Below are 18,193 nucleotides of genomic sequence, written 5' to 3'. Positions count from 1 at the left end.
CTGACTTATAAGGGAGTGAACAGCAATGGCATCAACGAATGTAATTATTGTGGGCGGCGGTCTCGCGGGATTGATGGCGGCGATCAAATCGGCTGAAGCCGGAGTCCATGTTCATTTATTTTCACTGGTTCCTGTTAAACGATCCCACTCTGTATGCGCACAAGGCGGCATTAACGGAGCGGTGAATACCAAGGGTGAGGGTGACTCCCCATGGGTACACTTTGACGATACGGTATACGGCGGTGACTTCCTGGCGAACCAACCTCCTGTTAAAGCGATGTGCGAAGCAGCACCTGGCATCATTCACTTGATGGACCGTATGGGCGTAATGTTCAACCGGACACCGGAAGGTTTGCTTGATTTCCGTCGTTTCGGGGGAACGAAGCATCACCGTACGGCGTTTGCCGGAGCGACAACAGGACAACAATTGCTCTATGCATTAGACGAGCAGGTACGTCGCTGGGAAGCAGCGGGCCTGGTTACGAAATATGAGAACTGGGAGTTCCTGCAGGCGGTTTTGGATGATGAGGGCGTATGTCGCGGGATCGTGGCTCAGGATCTGAAAACGATGAAGGTACAGACCTTCCCGGCAGAAGCGGTTATTCTGGCGAGTGGTGGTCCGGGTATTATCTTCGGTAAAACGACCAACTCTGTAATTAACACAGGTACAGCGGCAAGTGCGGTGTATCAGCAAGGTGTAAATTACGCCAACGGGGAGTTCATTCAGATTCACCCGACAGCCATTCCAGGGGATGACAAGCTGCGTCTCATGTCTGAATCCGCTCGTGGTGAAGGTGGACGGATCTGGACGTACAAAGACGGAAAACCTTGGTACTTCCTTGAAGAAAAATATCCATCCTACGGTAACCTGGTTCCACGTGATATCGCAACTCGTGAGATCTTCAGCGTCTGCGTAGATATGGGTCTGGGTGTGAACGGCGAGAACATGGTTTATCTCGACCTGTCGCACAAAGATCCGAAGGAACTGGACGTTAAACTGGGCGGAATCATTGAGATCTATGAGAAGTTCATGGGCGATGACCCGCGTAAAATCCCAATGAAAATCTTCCCGGCAGTCCATTATTCCATGGGCGGTATGTGGGTAGATTACAACCAAATGACTAACATTCCGGGGCTGTTCGCAGCTGGTGAATGTGAATATCAATACCATGGTGCAAACCGTCTGGGTGCCAACTCATTGGTATCTGCGATCTATGGTGGTATGGTGGCTGGACCAAAAGCGGCTGAATATATCAAAGGACTTAAAAAATCATCCGCTGATATCCCATCTTCCGTATTTGAGAAACACACCAAACAACAAAGTGATAAATACGAAGGCATCTTGAAAATGCAGGGCACGGAAAATGCCTATGTCATTCATAAAGAGCTTGGCGAGTGGATGACCGCCAACATGACGGTTGTGCGCTACAACGACAAGCTTGAAGCCACGATTGGCAAGATCAAGGAATTGAAAGAGCGTTATGGCAAAATCAACATGTACGACAGCTCCGGTTGGAACAACCCTAGCGCAGCTTTCACTCGCCAACTGTGGAACATGATTGAATTGGCAGAAGCAATGACACTGGGCGCACTGCTGCGTAACGAAAGCCGCGGCGCGCATTACAAACCGGAATTCACGGAACGTAATGACGAAGAGTTCCTGAAAACGACCATCGCAAGCTGGTCGAAGGAAGGCCCGAAAATCTCGTACGAGCCAGTAGACGTATCCCTGATCCCACCACGTATCCGGGATTACTCCAAAGATTAAGAACTACCATACTATTCAGGTAATGAATAATTAAACACCTGAACGGAGAGGCAGGAGAACTTTGGAGAAGCAAAGCTTCTTCAAAGTTACTGCCATCAAAGTGAAGGAAAGGCCCATAAGAAGCAAAGCGCCTAGCAATGCTTCAGAACTGTAATACTGCCATCCACAATGAATTGGAGAGCAGTTTCCAGCAAAGTGACCAACCGTGCACAACATAGCGAAGGAAACAGCAATGCCCAGAAGAAGCAAAGCGCCTAGCGATGCCTCAGCACTTCAATACTGCCCATCCAGCATGAATGGAGTGCAGTTTCCAGCAAAGTGACCAACGTGCACAACATAGCGAAGGAAACAGCAATGCCCAGAAGAAGCAAAGCGCCTAGCGATGCTTCAGCACTTCAATACTGCCATCCACAATGAATTGGAGTGCAGTTTCCAGCAAAGTGTTCTAAGTGCACGACGTAGCGGAGGAAGCGGAAATGCCCAGAAGAAGCGAAGCGCTCGCCTTTATCACCGGATTTTAACCCTGTGAAGGGTTGATCAAAAAAATCCGGGGATAACAGCGATCAGAGGGGCATTCCGCTGACGAAGCGCCACCCGTGCACCAAAAGAGTAACTTTGCGCATCAGCAACACCAATCATCGTCACCAGAGGAGGGGACAACGATATGACGGAACAAGCTACAGCCAACAAAACCGTCAAGTTTATCATCACCCGTCAGGATAGCCCGGAGTCATCTTCGTACAACGAAGAATTTGAGCTTCCGTACCGTCCCAACATGAACGTGATCAGCGCCCTGATGGAGATTCAGCGTAACCCGGTTAATACAGATGGCAAATCCATTGCTCCCGTGTGCTGGGATTCCAACTGTCTCGAAGAAGTCTGCGGTGCCTGCTCCATGGTTATCAACGGCAAGCCTCGTCAAGCGTGTGCAGCCCTGATCGACAAGCTGGAACAGCCTGTTCGTATCGAACCGATGAAGACATTCCCAGTGGTTCGTGACTTGGTCATCGACCGTAGCCGGATGTTTAGCGCCCTGAAACGCGTAAAAGCATGGATTCCGATCGATGGTACCTATGACCTCGGTCCAGGTCCACGGATGCCTGAGAAGAAGCGTCAGTGGGCATATGAGCTGTCCAAATGCATGACATGTGGTGTATGTCTGGAAGCATGTCCGAACGTCAATGAGAAAACAGACTTTATCGGTCCAGCAGCACTGTCCCAAGTGCGCCTGTTCAACGCTCACCCAACAGGGGAGATGAACGCCGACGATCGCCTGGAAGCGTTGATGGAAGACGGAGGCATTGAGGGCTGTGGTAACTCACAGAACTGTGTGCAATCCTGTCCAAAAGGCATTCCACTGACAACCTCCATTGCTGAAATGAACAAACAAACGACCAAGCATATGTTCAAACGCTGGTTGGGTGTATAATCTCGTCATAAGATGTGCAGAAGTGTAATCTGCAACTTAGAAGAAGTCGTGATCCCGGGCAGCAACATGCCGGAGATCCCGGCTTCTTTTTGTAATGAAGCAGAGGAACCGGGCTACCCATGCAGAATATGATATACTAAGGGGATGGATTAAGAGCGTAGAAGGAGGGGGAGATATGGCAGAGACACCGCGTCAGGGTAGCAACAACTCGCCGTCCCAGCGCTCGCACAAAGCACCAGGTGCAGAAGAGTCTGTGTTTCCTGGGGAAGAAAAGGATCATGATCCCTCTCGCCGAAGTTTCTTATTGCGCATGGTTTTGATGACGGCGGGTGCCAGTTTGCTTACAGGAGGTTATGCCTGGTTATGGGAACCGCGTCGTCTGGAGATCAAGCAATTGGAGCTGAAACTTCCGAAGTTTCCAAAGGTATTTGACGGTTTGCGTGTAGTTCAGTTCAGCGATGCCCATCTTGGTTTTCATACCGGGGTGAAAGAGCTGAAGAAGTTGGCAGCAACGATTGAGGAGCAGCAACCGGACTTGATTTGTTTTACCGGAGACATCGTCGAGAGGGAAGCAGAGCCGATGCGTGAATGTATTCCGGTACTCGCCTCCATGCAAGCGAAGTATGGCAAATTTGCTGTTTTGGGGAATCATGATTATCGGGGCGGACAGCAGAATGAAGTGACAACCATGTTCCGTGAAGCCGGATTCACTTTGTTACGGAACGAACATGTGGTGATTGAACAAGGGGGCGAACGTCTGGCCATAGCTGGTCTGGATGACGCCCTTACAGGCAGGCCTGATCCTGCCCAAGCCATCAAGGGATTGGATCATGATGTGTGGAAATTGTTACTTATGCATGAACCGGATTATGCCGATATTGCCACTCCCTATGGTTTCGGATTACAACTTTCCGGTCATAGCCATGGTGGACAGGTACGTTTTCCCTGGATCGGGGCACTGACAACTCCGCGAGGTTCACACAAGTATGTTCAAGGATTGTATTACACGGATGTCCAGGGGGTATATTACACCACCCAGACACAAATGCCTGTGTATGTGAATCGTGGTTTTGGCATGACTCAACTGCCCATTCGTTTTCTGTGCAGACCAGAATTAACGGTGTTTGAGCTTAAAGGATTAACCACATAAAAGGAATATGAGATCATATTAGTTCAACTAAACTTTTTACACGAGAACGGAGAGGACAGAAATAACGTGAAGAAGCGAAGCGTTCGCCTTTATCTCCGGATTTTCCCTTTGAAGAAGGGAATCAAAAAATCTGGGGATAACAGCGATCGGAAGGTTATTCTGTCATCGGAGTGGCAAGTGTAAACGTACAACAGTGAACGATTCAACATGAATGGAGGTTATCCAGATGGAACGAATTGCGATTGTATCCGACATTCATGGCAACATGACTGCCTGGGAAGCAGTGTTGGAAGATATCCGAAGTCGGGGCGTGGAGCGAATCTTTTGTCTTGGTGACCTCGTGGGCAAGGGACCAGAACCGGTACAGGTTGTGGATCAGGTGAGAGCAACATGCGAACTTGTCATCCGTGGCAATTGGGATGAATTGGTTGCGGTTAACCAGGACAACGAGAACTTTACGTGGCAAGCAGAACGGCTGGGTAAAGAACGATTGGCGTACTTGGCTGGCCTACCCTTCAGTCATCAATTTCAACTGAGCGGTCGCACCATCCGTCTGGTCCATGCTTCACCTCAAAGTGTGTACCATCGTGTACAGCCGTGGGATGCAATAGAAAAGAGGTTGGCAATGTTTGATCCTCCCGCTGATGAGCCTGAGCAAAGTGTTGCAGATGTTGTAGGTTATGGGGATGTGCATAACGCATACTTGCAGTATATGAACGGCAAGTTACTGTTTAATGCAGGCAGTGTTGGTAATCCACTCGATCTTCCCCAGGCTTCTTACTGTATTCTGGAGGGTGAAGACAGCAACGATAACAATGCCCCGTTCAATGTTCAATTTGTGCGGGTACCTTATGATATTGAGCGAGAAGTACAGGTTGCACAGTCGGCGAATGTTCCTGCATTGGATTTCTATATTCGTGAGATTCGTACGGGTATCTATCGCGGGTTGCAGGAGTAGTCAGCATCTGGGCCTTTTTGCTTGAGGAATTGAATGATGCAATATATTAATACTAAAATGCGAATACTAAAGTTCGTGGATCAGTTCAAATGGTATTACGCCGGATCATCATCAGAGCATGCTTGTCTTACCGGACTAGAGCCCGTTTAGGCAAAAGGAGCGATTGTCATGCTTACCCGAAAAATGCTGGTTCAAGGTCTGCCGGCTTTGTGGACAGAGCGTCTTGTCCTGCGATCATTACGTCAAAGTGATTACAGCACATTATCGGAACTTTTTTCCGATCCTCAAGTCATAAGATATGTGAATAGGGGAAGCCAGCCCACGCCAACCAGGGCGAGACGGTTATTGAACCAGATACGGAGCAGCAGCGCCAAGTTGGATTCGTTACATTATGGGATCTGCTGGAGAGGTAAGGAACAGGTGATTGGGATTACCTCATTCCAGCACTGGAATGATCAGAATGGTACCGCACAGATTGGTTATATCCTTAACAGGTCCTGTTGGGGCATGGGGGTGGCTACCGAGGCGGTACAGCGGCTGTTGCAGTTTGGATTTGACGATCTTCATTTGTGGAGGGTGGAAGCACGTTGTTATGAGGCCAATGTATCTTCACAACGGGTGTTAAGCAAAATAGGGATGTCCTATGAGCGGAGTCTTCCCTCGTTCGGACTGCATGATGAAGATGACGAGGCATCAGAATCCCTGATGGATGTCAAAGTGTACAGCATGTACCGGGAACAATACGTACGCCCGTTTCAGGAAAAAGACCTGCAAACCCTGGTATCTGACAAGCCGCAATGACATAGAGTAAGAGTAGTCGAACGTGAATGAATCGAACTTCAATCATTTGTTACACAAATGAAATATAGCTGCAATTGAACTCTAACAGACAGGGGGTAAACTTATCTCATGACCCCCTTTTTGATAATAGATAATGCTGTTGGGACCCGCGCGAGCGGGTTCATTTTTTTTGTCCATATAAGTTAACTGTGGAGTATTTACACTGGCCACTCCGATGACAGAATAACCTTCTGATCGCTGTTATCCCCAGATTTTTTGATTCCCTTTTGAAAAGGGAAAATCCGTTGATAAACGCGACCGCTTCGCTTCTTCAAGTTATTTCTGTCCTCTCCGTTATCGTGTAAATGTTCAGTTGAACTTATATAATATTTTTAATTTAGAATTAAACCCAAAACCCCCACAGCGTGAACAAGCGCGCTGTGGGGGTTTCTATGTGGTTCTATATTTTTTACAGTGATACAATCTGCATCTGTTTCTGCTTGAAGTATACCCAGTCGGTGAATCCGATCTCCTTGAGACGTGTACGAACGTCATCCAGCTCGTCTGCCACCCGCTGTGGTTTATGAGCGTCCGATCCAAATGTCACCTTCACTCCATAATGATGGGCGCGTTCCAGAATGGCATCCGAGGGATACCAGCCACCGCTGAGTTTGGTTTTGCCAGATGTGTTAATTTCGATCGCTACGTTGGATTCTGCAATGACCTGCAACGTTTCATCAATGGCCTGATCAGCGATAATATCGGAGAAAGGTGGATAGTTTCCTTTCATCGCATCAATGTGTCCAAGAATCTGGAACATACCGCTGCGAGCCGATTCGCGGATTAATGAATAATAGCTCTCTTTCACTTCAACTTTGCGAGCATTGCTTAGGCCATTCCACCGGGTTTTGTTGAAGATGCTTACATCCTCGGTATGATGAACTGAACCAATAATATAGTCAAAAGGATACTGTCCCAGCGTGGTACGATACAATTCCGCATGAGCAGGGAAGTAGTCGGATTCAATGCCAAGCAGCACATCGATTTTACCAGCGTATTCTTCTTTCAGAGCAAGGACTTCTTCCACATAATGCTGCAATTCAGACTTGCCCATTGCGATCCGGGGAAATGCCTGCTCAAGCTCACTGCCAAAGTATGGCGTATGATCCGAGATACCAATGGCCTGAAGTCCTGCCTTAATACCTGCCTCTATATAATCGCGGATGTTGCCGTCTGCGTGACCACAACGAAAATGATGTGTGTGAAGATCAAATTTCATATGGAATCCTTCCTTTCTCATGGCTCATTGTCATTCTGAACTGATGAATTGGGTTTCCGGCATACCTTTGAGGTCACTTATGAATTGCTGCATCGCTGAGTTAAGGTACCGACTGGACTTATAGATGACACCAACAGGGTGACTGACCTCCAGCTCACTTAAGGGTATCATTCGCAGTGTGCCTTGACGCAACTCATGCGCAACAGATTGTTTGGAGATGACAGCTGCCCCGAGATCAATCTCGACCATACGTTTCACTTCTTCGCTGCTCGACAACTCCATTACAATATTAGGTTCAATATTATGTTTCTTGAAGATCGTTTCCGTAAACCTTCGTCCTACTGTATCAGGGGACAGCAGAATCAATGGTGTACTCCGGAGCACATCCACTGCAGCATGTTTCTTCTTTGCCAGCGGATGGGAAGGAGATACCACGAGTTCAAATGTGTCATAGTACAGCACAGATGTATTCAGGTTGGGATTACGCTCCGTGAGATAACCGATACCAATATCAACCAGACCATTTTCGACCTGGGTATAGATCTGTGATGATGGAAGGGATTGGATACTGGTTTTGATCAGTGGGAATTGATCTTGGAAATAGGATAACACCCTTGGCAAGATCTGAATAGCAATGGAAGTTGTTGTGCCTAACACGATACGTCCCTGAGGCGTTTCATCGAGATCGGACAATTTTTGTTTCAACTCATCAACGATGTCGAGCATCCGTTCAGCGTGCTCCAGGAATACCTGTCCACGATCTGTCAGGGTAACAGGTTGGTTCCGATCCACAAGAACGGTGCTGAATTCGTCCTCCAGACTTTTGATCTGGGCCGAGACGGCAGGCTGGGTCAGGTTCAGAAGTTCTCCCGCTTTGCGGAAGCTCATCGTTTTGGAAATGGTAATTAGTGTCTCCAGTTGGCTTATGTTCATAGGTGACCTCCTTGCAGGCAAAGTATCTTGATTATGTAGTGTTTGGTGTGATGTAATCCCGTAACTGGTTATTGTTCCGTTATCTTAAATTATAGGTGATTCAGGACAGCAGAGCAATGAAGGTAATTATCAGGATCAAAAGTAGTTCAAGAGACTGTGAAAAAAACGCGAATACAAGAATTTGATTTTTTTTACAGTTGTGAGAAAGCAGTAATAAAGTCCTAAATGCCTTTTGCCACGCACCATGAACGAAAAGCTTTCTTCAAAAGAAGTGAAAAGCGCTGTTTATTCGCTAGAATCAGCTATAAACATTTGCCCCACGGATGACGATAAATTATAGTACACATGATTTAACGAATTCTTAATGAATTCTTGTACGTGATAAAGTATAATAAATTTAATGAATATGGGACTTTTGGTGTGTGACCAATAACCCAGTGTGAGGGGGACATAGACAGTGAAAGCGGAAGTGATTAATCCTTTCCTGGAATCGGCACGGAACGTATTCGAACAGCTCATCCAGGTTTCGCCTTCCACCGGGAGTCTTGGCGTGAAAAATGTAGAGTACATTGCAGACCATGTCTGGATCGTGATCGGAATGACCGGACAACTTAGCGGAAACATTGTATTTGGAATCAATGAACAAGTTGCATTGAAAATTGTATCTGCGATGATGGGCGGTTTTGTCATTACAGAAATGGATGAAATGAGCAAAAGTGCGATTTCGGAACTGGGTAATATGATCAGTGGTAATGCCAGCACTATTCTGTCGAACCAGGGTGTTGTGGTCGATATTACACCTCCACAAGTGATGAAGTCCGAACATCTGACTACATTTAGTGCAACGAAAGCACTGAGTATTCCTTTGCTGATGGACGGCATTGGTGAGATGGATATTCAGGTCATGATCTCGTAGAATAGAACCATACGCCTCAAAAGGCAATATGTGTTCAATACGGGAGGACATCACGGATGCTGAAAGATCAGGTAGTGTTTATCACAGGTGCATCGAGTGGTATCGGTGCGCTGTGTGCGCAGATGCTGATAGAAGAAGGAGCCATCCCAATTCTGGCTGCCCGTTCGCGGGACAAGCTGGTAGAGATTGGTGCCTCGCTGAAAGGGCCGCATGAATTACTCACGCTTGATGTTACGGATAGTGAGCAGGTTCAGGCAGCTGTGGATGTGATATTGCATAAATACGGACGAATTGACATTTTGCTGAACAACGCAGGTTACGGGAAATTCGCAGCGATGACAGAGATGTCTGTACAGGAATTCGATGAGATGATGGACGTTAATTACATGGGCATTGTCCGCTGTACCAAAGCAGTGCTTCCACAGATGCTGGAACGTGGCAAAGGTCAGATTGTGAACGTGGCCTCCATGGCTGGCAAAATCGGTACAGCCAAATCCGCTTCCTATACTGCTACGAAACATGCTGTACTCGGATTCAGTAATGCGCTGCGTCAAGAGCTTCGGAAGACTGGCGTCATGGTGACAACGATTAATCCAGGTCCGATTGATACACCATTTTTCCATCGGGCTGACCCATCTGGCAATTATGTGAATAATGTACGCTGGATGATGTTGAAACCGGAAGACGTTGCAGGTCATATGATTCGGGCGATGAAAAAGCGCAAGGAAGAAGTGAATCTGCCAAGACTTGCTTCTGCTGGCATATGGCTGTACCAGCTATTTCCGCGTCTTGCAGATCGATTGTCGCACGGTGTAATGAATCAGAAGTAAATGTGATACGAGGCATCATATACGGATTGAAAGAAAGGCTCCGCCGAGGGGCTTTTCTTTTTTTTGGCGTGTATACATACAATTCTGGAATAAGATTTGGTACACGGGCTTTTTTCGCATATAATGAAAGGTAATGTGATGACAGGCTTCGGTAATATACAAGCAACTTATATGTTCAACTAAACTTTTACACAATAACGGAGAGGACAGAAATAACCTGAAGAAGTGAAGCTAAAAGCTTTCTGAAAGAAAGCTGCATCGGAAGCATATGCTTCGCCTTTATCCCCGGATTTTTCCTTTTGAAAAAAAGAATCAAAAAAATCTGGGGATAACAGTGATCGGAAGGTTGTTCTGTCCTCGTAGTGTCAGTGTAATTACTCATTAGTTGAACTTATATAACATCAAAATGAATAAAATTAAAAGGATGGACATACATGACGAATCAAACATTTGCTTCAATTGGCGTGGAACAGGATCTGGAGGCCGTTTTGGCGAAACATGGCATTAACGAACCTTCACCTGTACAGGCTCAGACGATCCCGGTTATTTTGGAAGGCCGAGATGTCGTATCCAAATCCCAGACGGGAACAGGAAAAACGCTGGCATATCTGCTGCCACTGTTACAATCCATCAAAATGGATATCAAAGGCACGCAGAAACTCATTATTGCACCTACACAAGAGCTGGCGATGCAAATTGTACGTGAAGCGCAGCGTTATGCGGAAGAACGTAAGATTGGCGTATTGGGTCTGATTGGAGGCGCAGCGGCTAAACGTCAGATCGAGAAGCTGCGTGAGCATCCACAATTGGTTGTGGGTACACCGGGACGACTGAAGGAATTGATTACACTCAAAAAACTGAAAATGCACAACGTCTCTACGATCGTTATCGATGAAGCGGACCAAGTGTTCCAACTTGGCGGCGTAAGTGACGTGAACTTTGTACTCAAGAGTGCATTGCGGGACCGTCAGCTGATCTTCCTGTCAGCAACCATTGATGAGCATACAGCTGGACTCGCAAAGCGTGAGATGAAAGAGCCTGTTCAGATCGGAATTGAACCGGATCGAGCTACGGCTGCGGGCCTTGAGCATTATTATTTTGTAGAAGAAAACCGTAACAAAATTGACATGCTGCGTCGTCTGGTTAGACAGTACAATCCGGATCGGGCAATCGTATTTGTGAATGCAACCGAAGATATTGGTGAAGTTGAAGCAAAAATGAATCATCTGGGCTTGTCCGCTGCTGCGCTGTATGGAGATGCTGACAAAGTGACCCGCAGTAACGTATTGTCTGCCTTCCGTAATGGCAAACTTCAGTTGCTGATTGCCAGCGAAGTCGCTGCCAGAGGACTGGATATCGAAGGCTTGCCAATGGTCATTAACTATGACCCTGCCTTTGACTCGGAGCACTATGTTCACCGTGCAGGTCGTACAGGCCGGATGGGACGTTCGGGTATCGTTTTGTCCATTGTGGATGAAACACAGATCTTTATTATGCGTAAATTCGCACGCGAACTCGGAATCGAACTGTCAGAACGTGTACTCTTTGGCGGTAAAGTACTGGAGGCTGATCCGCGTCCGGACACGCGGCCTGAGGGACATTCGTTCTCCAGAAAACCAGGACAATCCAGAGATCGCAAACCAGGTCAGGGCAATCGTAATGGGGGAACGAGAGCTACAATCTCCAATTCGCGTCCAGCAGGTAGCAAACCAACGGGTAATACAGGCCGCACGGAGCGCGACCAGGATCGTAAAAACAAAGGAGCACCCAAGTGGAGTAAAGACAAAACGCCACGCTCCGAAGAATAGAATCTGACGAAAGGGGTGCAGGGATAGATGGAAAACGTTCAATCACCTGTTCTGCAAATCAGCGGGTTAAGCGGAGGTTATAGTGCCAAAAGGCCAGTCCTTCACGGCATCGATCTGGAAGTTGGACGTGGAGAGATGGTCGGACTAATCGGCTTAAACGGTGCTGGCAAAAGTACAACCATGAAACATATCCTCGGCTTGATGACACCTCAACAGGGCGAAGTGCGAGTGATGGGCAAGAAGCGGGACGAGGATGCGCAGATCTACCAATCGGCCATGGCATTTGTACCGGAATCACCCGAACTGTATGATGAGATGACGGTGATGGAGCACCTGGAGTTTACGGCAAGAGCGTACAATGTGTCGGAGGCTGATTTCAAACAACGTACGGAGAAACTGCTGGAACTGTTCCGTATGAATGAGAAAAGTACAAGTCTGTCGACTCACCTGTCCAAGGGGATGAGACAAAAGGTCATGATCATGTGTGCTTTTGTGGCAGGACCACCACTGTACATCATTGATGAGCCTTTCCTGGGGCTGGACCCGCTGGGTATCCGCTCCTTGCTTGATTTTATGCTTGAGATGAAAGCTTCGGGATCATCCATTCTGCTCAGTTCACACATTCTGTCCACGATTGAAAATTACTGTGACCGTTTTATCGTTCTGCACCGTGGGCAGGTTATTGCTCAAGGGACGCTGAATGAACTGCGCTCCCAATTCGGGGAATCGGATGCCACGCTGGAGCACATGTTCTATTCCCTCGTACAAGGCAGGGATTGAGCATGGATCTCAAGCTGCTATGGAAGCAAAGACGCACAGGATTCTGGAACGGAATTCTTCCTTATCTGGGTTATGTGATCCAGAGCGGTGTAGCTATGGTCTTTTTATTTCTCGTCATTGCGTTCTCCGCCTGGTATACATCGTTTGTTCAGAACATTCCCGCAGAATTCCCCATTCGCTGGATTGCATTGGTACTGCTGGCGCCACTGGTGCTGTTTAGCAGTTATCGTACATATCTGCTTCCGGCAGATATCGTGTTCCTGCGACCACAGGAATACCGGATGCAGGAATATTTGAAGAACAGCTTTGCCCGGGGCATTATCTATAAAAGTCTGGGCCTGTTACTTGTGTTTGTTACATTGTGGCCTCTCTATGTTAGAGCAGATCTGGATGCAAGGCCATTTGGCTGGTTCATCTTATTCCTGTTGCTGTGGAAAGGGTTGTCCAGTTATGGAGCATGGCAAGAGCTAAGAATGGTTCAGGTTGGGGCAGCAAGAGGATATCGCCTCTTGCGATGGGCTCTGGCAGTGCTGGCGGTTGGCGCCTGGTTATGGCAACCACCGCAGCGGAGCATATGGTTCCTGTTGTTGCTGGCTGTTGTCTACATCGTCGCCTTGCGTATACCAGTGAAACATCGGGTAGTGTGGGAACGACTGATTCAGGTGGAGCAGGGTCAGGCTGGCAGGGTTATGCGGACGCTTGGCTGGTTTGTGGATGTACCTTCATCCGGACAGAAAGTAAGTTCGCGTCGCTGGCTTAGCAAATTGGGGAACGCTCTTCCCTGGAATGCGGGGAAAGCTTACCGTTACTTGATAACCAAAACGTTTATTCGAACCGAAGTGTTCTCAATCGTGTTACGCCTAATTGTACTGGGCATGTTACTATCCTGGTGGACAGCAGGCAGCTACTTTGGTGTAGGTGTGTATTTGTTCTTCCTGTTGCTTGCAGGTGTACAGCTTGGTGCGCTGCGTCGCAGTCATAGTGAATCATTTTGGATTATGATCTATCCAATCTCGGGTGAGAGTCGTCGTTCTCAGGTGTTGGGATTTATATTCCATCTCCACGCACTGGCTGCGTTACTCATGTGGTTGCCTATGCTGGTTGCCGGAGCAAATGGACTGACTGTCACCGGAGTAGCACTTATTTTGGGTATACTGGTGATTGTGATCATGCGGCGTTCGCAAGGCAACAAGTGGTTGAAGGAAGAAGAAGACGAGTAAACAAGAGACCGTACCTTCGTACCTCTCGCCAGCCAAGATGGTGGGTCGAGGTGGAGGGTGACTTCTACTTAAATTAACAAAGAAGGGTATTCCGGGCTGTATCCCGGTATACCCTTCTTTGTGCTGTAATGGAATCATGCAATCAGATCACTGGGTTCTCGCGCAAGTGTGTATTGGTACTAACAGAGGAACGATTTAGTGATAATCACGAGCAAGATGAACAGAACGAGAATGGCACCTGTGTTAGTAAATCCTCCGTAACCGCCGCATCCATAACCGCCTCTTGTATCTTCAACTCCAGACATGGTCATTCCCCTTTCAAGTGGTTGTTTGGCACGCCCTTGCGTACATCGTATATTATGTGCCTTGGGGGTAGGCTGATTGGGCCGATGCCCGGTAAAGCCAGAAATTGACGCTTTTGGGCTGATAAAACACAAAAGAACCCTTCGTATATCCAGAGACATGAAGCGTCGCCGTTATACAAAGGGTTCTTATATCATTCAGGGTTCAGGTCTGTGTTAACTAAGTCGTCCGCAGATCCTGAACTCCACGATAAATGGTTTCATACAGATCTTCCAACCCGGATTCTTCAATACAGGAGAAGGCGATTCGAAGATCCGATTCACCCAGCGCGATTGTACCCACACCATATTTGTGCAGCAAATGGCTTCGAAGTTCTTCAGCGCCAACTTCTTTCAGCTTCAGGCACATGAAGTAACCGGAGTTGAACGGATAATAGTCCCATGCATCTCCATACTTGCCGCTATCGAGAATGGCTTTTACCTTATTGGCGCGGCCTTTCATAATCTCGAACTTCTCCTGTTTCTGTGCTTCAAACTCCGGTGCTTTGAGCGCATCCAGTACAAAAGTCTGGGAAGGATGCGGGCCACTGGAGATCGTTGCCCGGATAATACCGAGTGTTTTTTGTTCCAATGCATGCAGAACGGCTGCATCTTCATGGGCATACGTAATGAATCCAACGCGGAAGCCCCATACGAATTCCTCCTTGGTTGCACCATCCACTTTTACAGTCAACACACGTGGATGAATGTTGGCAAGTTTGCCAAACAGGGATTCATGAATGGAATCTTCGAAGAACAGTCCGAAGTAAGCATCATCTGTTACAGCAACCACGTTAACGCCGGCTTCAGCTGCCTGACGAATCGTGTTTACAATTGCATCTGCTTCTTCCGCTCCAGGCGTATAACCTGTAGGGTTATTCGGGAAGTTGAGCAGAACGATCGCTTTACCTTTGTCCTTTTGATCAAGCAAAGCCTGAAGCAGACCCTCACTGTTGAAGTTTAACTGATCATCGAACAGGGGATAATGAACCAACCGGCCATGACGACGAATTCCGAAGGTCAGCTCGTAATTTTCCCAGTTTTTATCCGGATATATGACAGCGTCCCCTTCATCGGCGAACAGGTCGGCTACGATACTTAGTCCATGGGTTAATGCATTGGTTACAATCGGATTGCCAAACGTTTTGCCTTCCAGGGAAGGCGTTTCCTTCAGCATCTTGTCTCTCCAGACGGTCCGCAATTCAGGTTTGCCTGCAGGTGGAGCGTAAGGATACAGATCCTTTGGCTGGAATGCAGACAGCTTCTCCTGAATAACCTGAAGATGCATCGGCACACCACCCTCCAGGGCGATACCAATCGTGGCATTATGGGTCTTGGCCAAGCTTGCTGCTTCAGCAGATTGACTCAAGATCCCCTCTTTAGGAAAATAAATTTCTTTGCCAAGCTGTGACAGCATGGAGTAGACGTGACTGCTGCCTGTCTGAATACTTTCGTTCAACTGTTCAGCCAGTGGATTCATTCTTTTCATCCTTCCAAGTCTTTGTGATTCAACTGCCTAACATTATATCACCTTGACATGCCCCCGTCACGGAAATTACGCAATATGACAGTTATATCACTTTACCGCGTTGTTGCAGAGGGTTTCCAGGTGGGTTATCGTTGAAATCAACCTTGAAGTAATCCTCAAGAAATGAAACTTATTGCTGATGAAATGGACAGTATTTCCGCATCATTTCAGCAGTTTCTGCATCTCTTCCTTCATTGCGCTGTTCCAACTGACCATTGATATGATCGAATCGTTCACTCGAGAGGTTTTGTCCAAATTTAAACTTGGCACTGATCCGTTCTGGATTAATTCGGACTACGGCTACAGCTTTGAGGTTGCCTGTGTAACGCGAGTCAGTAGCGTCAATGGGTACATATCCGCCTTGCGGCTGGAGTTTCTCCATGAATCGTTGCAGTACCTTACCTTTGATGTCCAGATCTTTAACCGGTTCAGCCTCACCGAAGGCCATGACACTTTTGAAGAAAGAAGTCGCCGGACAAGCAAGCTCAGGATCACTGAAATAAGATGGAATCAGGGAGAACTCTTCAGCTACCGTGAAACTGACCGACGAATCCTGTTTGATCTGTTTCATCTTCTCGCCAGCCAGACTGCCATGAAAATAAAAGCAACCGTCCATATATACGAAATTCAGTGGTGTAACCCGTGGTTGTCCGTCCGGGCTGACCGTTCCCAGAAACCCGAAGGAGCACTGATCCAGAAATGCGGTAATCTCCTGTTCTTCATCTACTGTGAATTCTTTCCGTCTCATGTGTATTCCCCCATCATTGAATGTATAATAGAACGCCATATCTTATGGATAACAATAGTTCATACATTGACAATGAAATAGATCCAATTTACATTCACTTTAGTAGGCCAATTCGTCGGGGATCACAGATGAAGACAAATGAAGAGAGGTGCATGATGGAATTGTGGCTGCCGATGGATACCTATGAACTTCAGCATCGATACAAGTATGAGGCACTGTACCATGCGTTACGCGATGCCATTCATGCAGGCACATTGGTGGGAGGCACGCGGCTTCCTTCCACCCGTGAGTTGGCAAGGCAATATGAGATGTCACGTGGTTCGGTAGCTCAGGTATACGACATGCTGCTTGCGGATGGTTATGTCCATGCTCATCGGGGAAGAGGTACATTTGTAACCGAAACATTATCCACTCAGGAAAATGAAAAACAGGAAGCCGTTCTCAAACTGTCTCCCTGGGGCGAACGAGTACAGATGTTGAATACGCAACATGAAGTCCTGCGGACTCAGATGTTTTCACCGAAGCCGTCCGTCATTAATTTTCAAATGCAGCGCATGCCTGCAGAACATTTCCCGCTAGGGGAGTGGAAGAGTGCACTCGCTGCTGTTCATCGCAGTGGTTGGCGAGAATCGAGTGGTGCAGCCGGTGATCCGGAACTGCGTGAGGCCATCGCCTCTCATCTCAGATGGACACGTGGTATCCAGGCTGAAGCATCTCAGATAGTATTGTTCAGTGGTTCAATGCAAGGCATCACCCTGTTATCTCAACTGCTGATTACGGAGAATACAGCAGTTGTATTGGAGAATCCGGGTTATCCGGGCATTGCCCATGCCGTCAAATCCTGCGGTGGGCACATCATCCCGGCAGAGGTGGATACCGCAGGTATTATTCCTCAGCCTTGGGAGGCACAGACGTTATTCGTCGCCCCTACCCGGCAGTTTCCAACTGGTGCCGTACTGGGGTTGGACAGAAGACGTGCCTTGCTTACGTGGGCCTCAAAGCGGAATGCAGTCATTATAGAAGATGATTATGACAGTGAATTCCGATGGGGCGGAAGACCGATTGAACCCCTCAAAGTGCTTGATCGTGAACAGCGTGTCATCTATGTCGGTTCATTCTCACAAACGATGGTTGCTTCGTTCCGACTTGGCTATGCCGTACTGCCGCCTGGTCTGGTAGAACCTCTTCTTGCCGCCAAGGCGCTGTATGAACCGGTACCTCCGGCGCTGTTAGAGCAGCGCGCACTGGCGAAATTTATGACCAGAGGAGGTTACCTGAGGCACTTACGACGGTTAACCCGGTTATATGGGGAACGGCATGATTTTTTTGTCCGAGAGATGGAACTACAGTTGCCGGAAGCATTCAAGATGCAGCTTGGTGATGCTGGACTGCATATTTACGCCACCTGGAATGGCGATGTGGACAGTTATCAGCGATTTAAAAAGCTTGCTGAGGAGGATGGCATATTGTTCCGTGATGCAGAGCGATATCGGTTGACTTCAGGTCATCCGGCGGCCTGCTTTGCTTTTGCACATCTGGAGAAAGAAGAGATAACAGAGGGAATCCGGCGAATGCGGCTAGCCTGGGAGAAGTGCACATTTTCGTTTCGGTGAATTCCGCTGTATAATGGGATAAGACATTTCGCTCCTGTAGGAGCAGAGATCATATATGAGCAAGTTGTATTTAATCATGCAAGATACTGAAATACATATGGCCTGGATTGAA

Annotated in this window: 16 protein-coding genes; 11 read left to right on the top strand and 5 right to left on the bottom strand. The window is 47.7% G+C overall.

What is annotated here, in order from left to right; genetic code table 11:
• Positions 1-25 precede the first annotated feature (25 nt).
• The 5 genes from sdhA (at position 26) to V6669_RS24775 (ending at position 6,106) form a co-directional block, all read left to right on the top strand.
• The gene (gene sdhA / locus V6669_RS24795; RefSeq protein ID WP_036673387.1) at positions 26-1,768 is read left to right on the top strand and encodes a succinate dehydrogenase flavoprotein subunit; all 1,743 of its coding nucleotides are present in this window, start codon (positions 26-28) and stop codon (positions 1,766-1,768) included.
• A gap of 664 nt (positions 1,769-2,432) precedes the next feature.
• Positions 2,433-3,197: a succinate dehydrogenase iron-sulfur subunit gene (gene sdhB / locus V6669_RS24790; RefSeq protein ID WP_338588456.1), complete on the top strand. Its 765-nt coding sequence runs from the start codon at positions 2,433-2,435 to the stop codon at positions 3,195-3,197.
• Positions 3,198-3,372: 175 nt separating this feature from the next.
• On the top strand, positions 3,373-4,347 hold the full coding sequence (locus V6669_RS24785; protein ID WP_338588455.1) for a metallophosphoesterase: 975 nt from the start codon (positions 3,373-3,375) through the stop codon (positions 4,345-4,347).
• Between the two features lie 226 nt (positions 4,348-4,573).
• Complete coding sequence (locus tag V6669_RS24780; protein WP_338588454.1) at positions 4,574-5,305, top strand: metallophosphoesterase family protein; 732 nt, start codon at positions 4,574-4,576, stop codon at positions 5,303-5,305.
• A 168-nt stretch (positions 5,306-5,473) separates the two neighbouring features.
• Positions 5,474-6,106, top strand: a complete 633-nt coding sequence (locus V6669_RS24775) for a GNAT family N-acetyltransferase (protein ID WP_338588453.1) — start codon at positions 5,474-5,476, stop codon at positions 6,104-6,106.
• 448 nt (positions 6,107-6,554) lie between these two features.
• Here the strand turns inward: V6669_RS24775 and V6669_RS24770 are convergent, their stop codons facing one another.
• Together V6669_RS24770 and V6669_RS24765 are read right to left on the bottom strand one after the other, a co-directional pair.
• Positions 6,555-7,364 carry a histidinol-phosphatase gene (locus tag V6669_RS24770; protein ID WP_338588452.1) on the bottom strand — a complete coding sequence of 270 codons (810 nt, stop codon included), beginning with the start codon at positions 7,362-7,364 and terminating at the stop codon, positions 6,555-6,557.
• Between the two features lie 30 nt (positions 7,365-7,394).
• Positions 7,395-8,297 carry a LysR family transcriptional regulator gene (locus tag V6669_RS24765; protein WP_036605798.1) on the bottom strand — a complete coding sequence of 301 codons (903 nt, stop codon included), beginning with the start codon at positions 8,295-8,297 and terminating at the stop codon, positions 7,395-7,397.
• Positions 8,298-8,754: 457 nt separating this feature from the next.
• On the opposite strand from V6669_RS24765, the gene V6669_RS24760 reads away from it, so the two are divergent.
• From V6669_RS24760 to V6669_RS24740, 5 genes are all read left to right on the top strand, one after another.
• Complete coding sequence (locus V6669_RS24760; RefSeq protein ID WP_036605799.1) at positions 8,755-9,213, top strand: chemotaxis protein CheX; 459 nt, start codon at positions 8,755-8,757, stop codon at positions 9,211-9,213.
• 56 nt (positions 9,214-9,269) lie between these two features.
• Complete coding sequence (locus V6669_RS24755) at positions 9,270-10,043, top strand: SDR family oxidoreductase (RefSeq protein WP_338588451.1); 774 nt, start codon at positions 9,270-9,272, stop codon at positions 10,041-10,043.
• Positions 10,044-10,477: 434 nt separating this feature from the next.
• Entirely contained in the window at positions 10,478-11,851 is a 1,374-nt protein-coding gene (locus V6669_RS24750) for a DEAD/DEAH box helicase (protein ID WP_047841268.1), read from the top strand.
• Between the two features lie 27 nt (positions 11,852-11,878).
• Positions 11,879-12,631 (top strand): ABC transporter ATP-binding protein, encoded by a 753-nt coding sequence (locus V6669_RS24745; protein ID WP_036605802.1) that lies wholly within the window; start codon positions 11,879-11,881, stop codon positions 12,629-12,631.
• A 2-nt stretch (positions 12,632-12,633) separates the two neighbouring features.
• A complete protein-coding gene (locus V6669_RS24740) occupies positions 12,634-13,851 on the top strand; it encodes an ABC transporter permease (RefSeq protein WP_338588450.1) in 1,218 nt (405 codons plus the stop codon).
• Positions 13,852-14,030: 179 nt separating this feature from the next.
• Here V6669_RS24740 and V6669_RS24735 read toward each other — a convergent pair whose 3' ends face one another.
• The 3 genes from V6669_RS24735 to V6669_RS24725 all read right to left on the bottom strand — a co-directional run bounded on the left by V6669_RS24735 (position 14,031) and on the right by V6669_RS24725 (position 16,468).
• Positions 14,031-14,156, bottom strand: coding sequence for a YjcZ family sporulation protein (locus V6669_RS24735; RefSeq protein WP_206759599.1), 126 nt, complete (start codon positions 14,154-14,156; stop codon positions 14,031-14,033).
• A gap of 217 nt (positions 14,157-14,373) precedes the next feature.
• Positions 14,374-15,672 carry an aminotransferase class I/II-fold pyridoxal phosphate-dependent enzyme gene (locus V6669_RS24730; RefSeq protein WP_338588449.1) on the bottom strand — a complete coding sequence of 433 codons (1,299 nt, stop codon included), beginning with the start codon at positions 15,670-15,672 and terminating at the stop codon, positions 14,374-14,376.
• A gap of 178 nt (positions 15,673-15,850) precedes the next feature.
• Positions 15,851-16,468 (bottom strand): pyridoxamine 5'-phosphate oxidase family protein, encoded by a 618-nt coding sequence (locus tag V6669_RS24725; RefSeq protein WP_338588448.1) that lies wholly within the window; start codon positions 16,466-16,468, stop codon positions 15,851-15,853.
• Positions 16,469-16,620: 152 nt separating this feature from the next.
• On the opposite strand from V6669_RS24725, the gene V6669_RS24720 reads away from it, so the two are divergent.
• Positions 16,621-18,081, top strand: coding sequence for a PLP-dependent aminotransferase family protein (locus tag V6669_RS24720; RefSeq protein WP_338588447.1), 1,461 nt, complete (start codon positions 16,621-16,623; stop codon positions 18,079-18,081).
• Positions 18,082-18,193: the final 112 nt, after the last annotated feature.

It is taken from the genome of Paenibacillus sp. Y5S-9, from assembly GCF_036894235.1.
In the GTDB taxonomy this organism is placed as follows: domain Bacteria; phylum Bacillota; class Bacilli; order Paenibacillales; family Paenibacillaceae; genus Paenibacillus.
The sequence above is the reverse complement of the archived record's forward strand: the minus strand, read 5'-3'. Positions and strand labels throughout refer to the sequence as shown.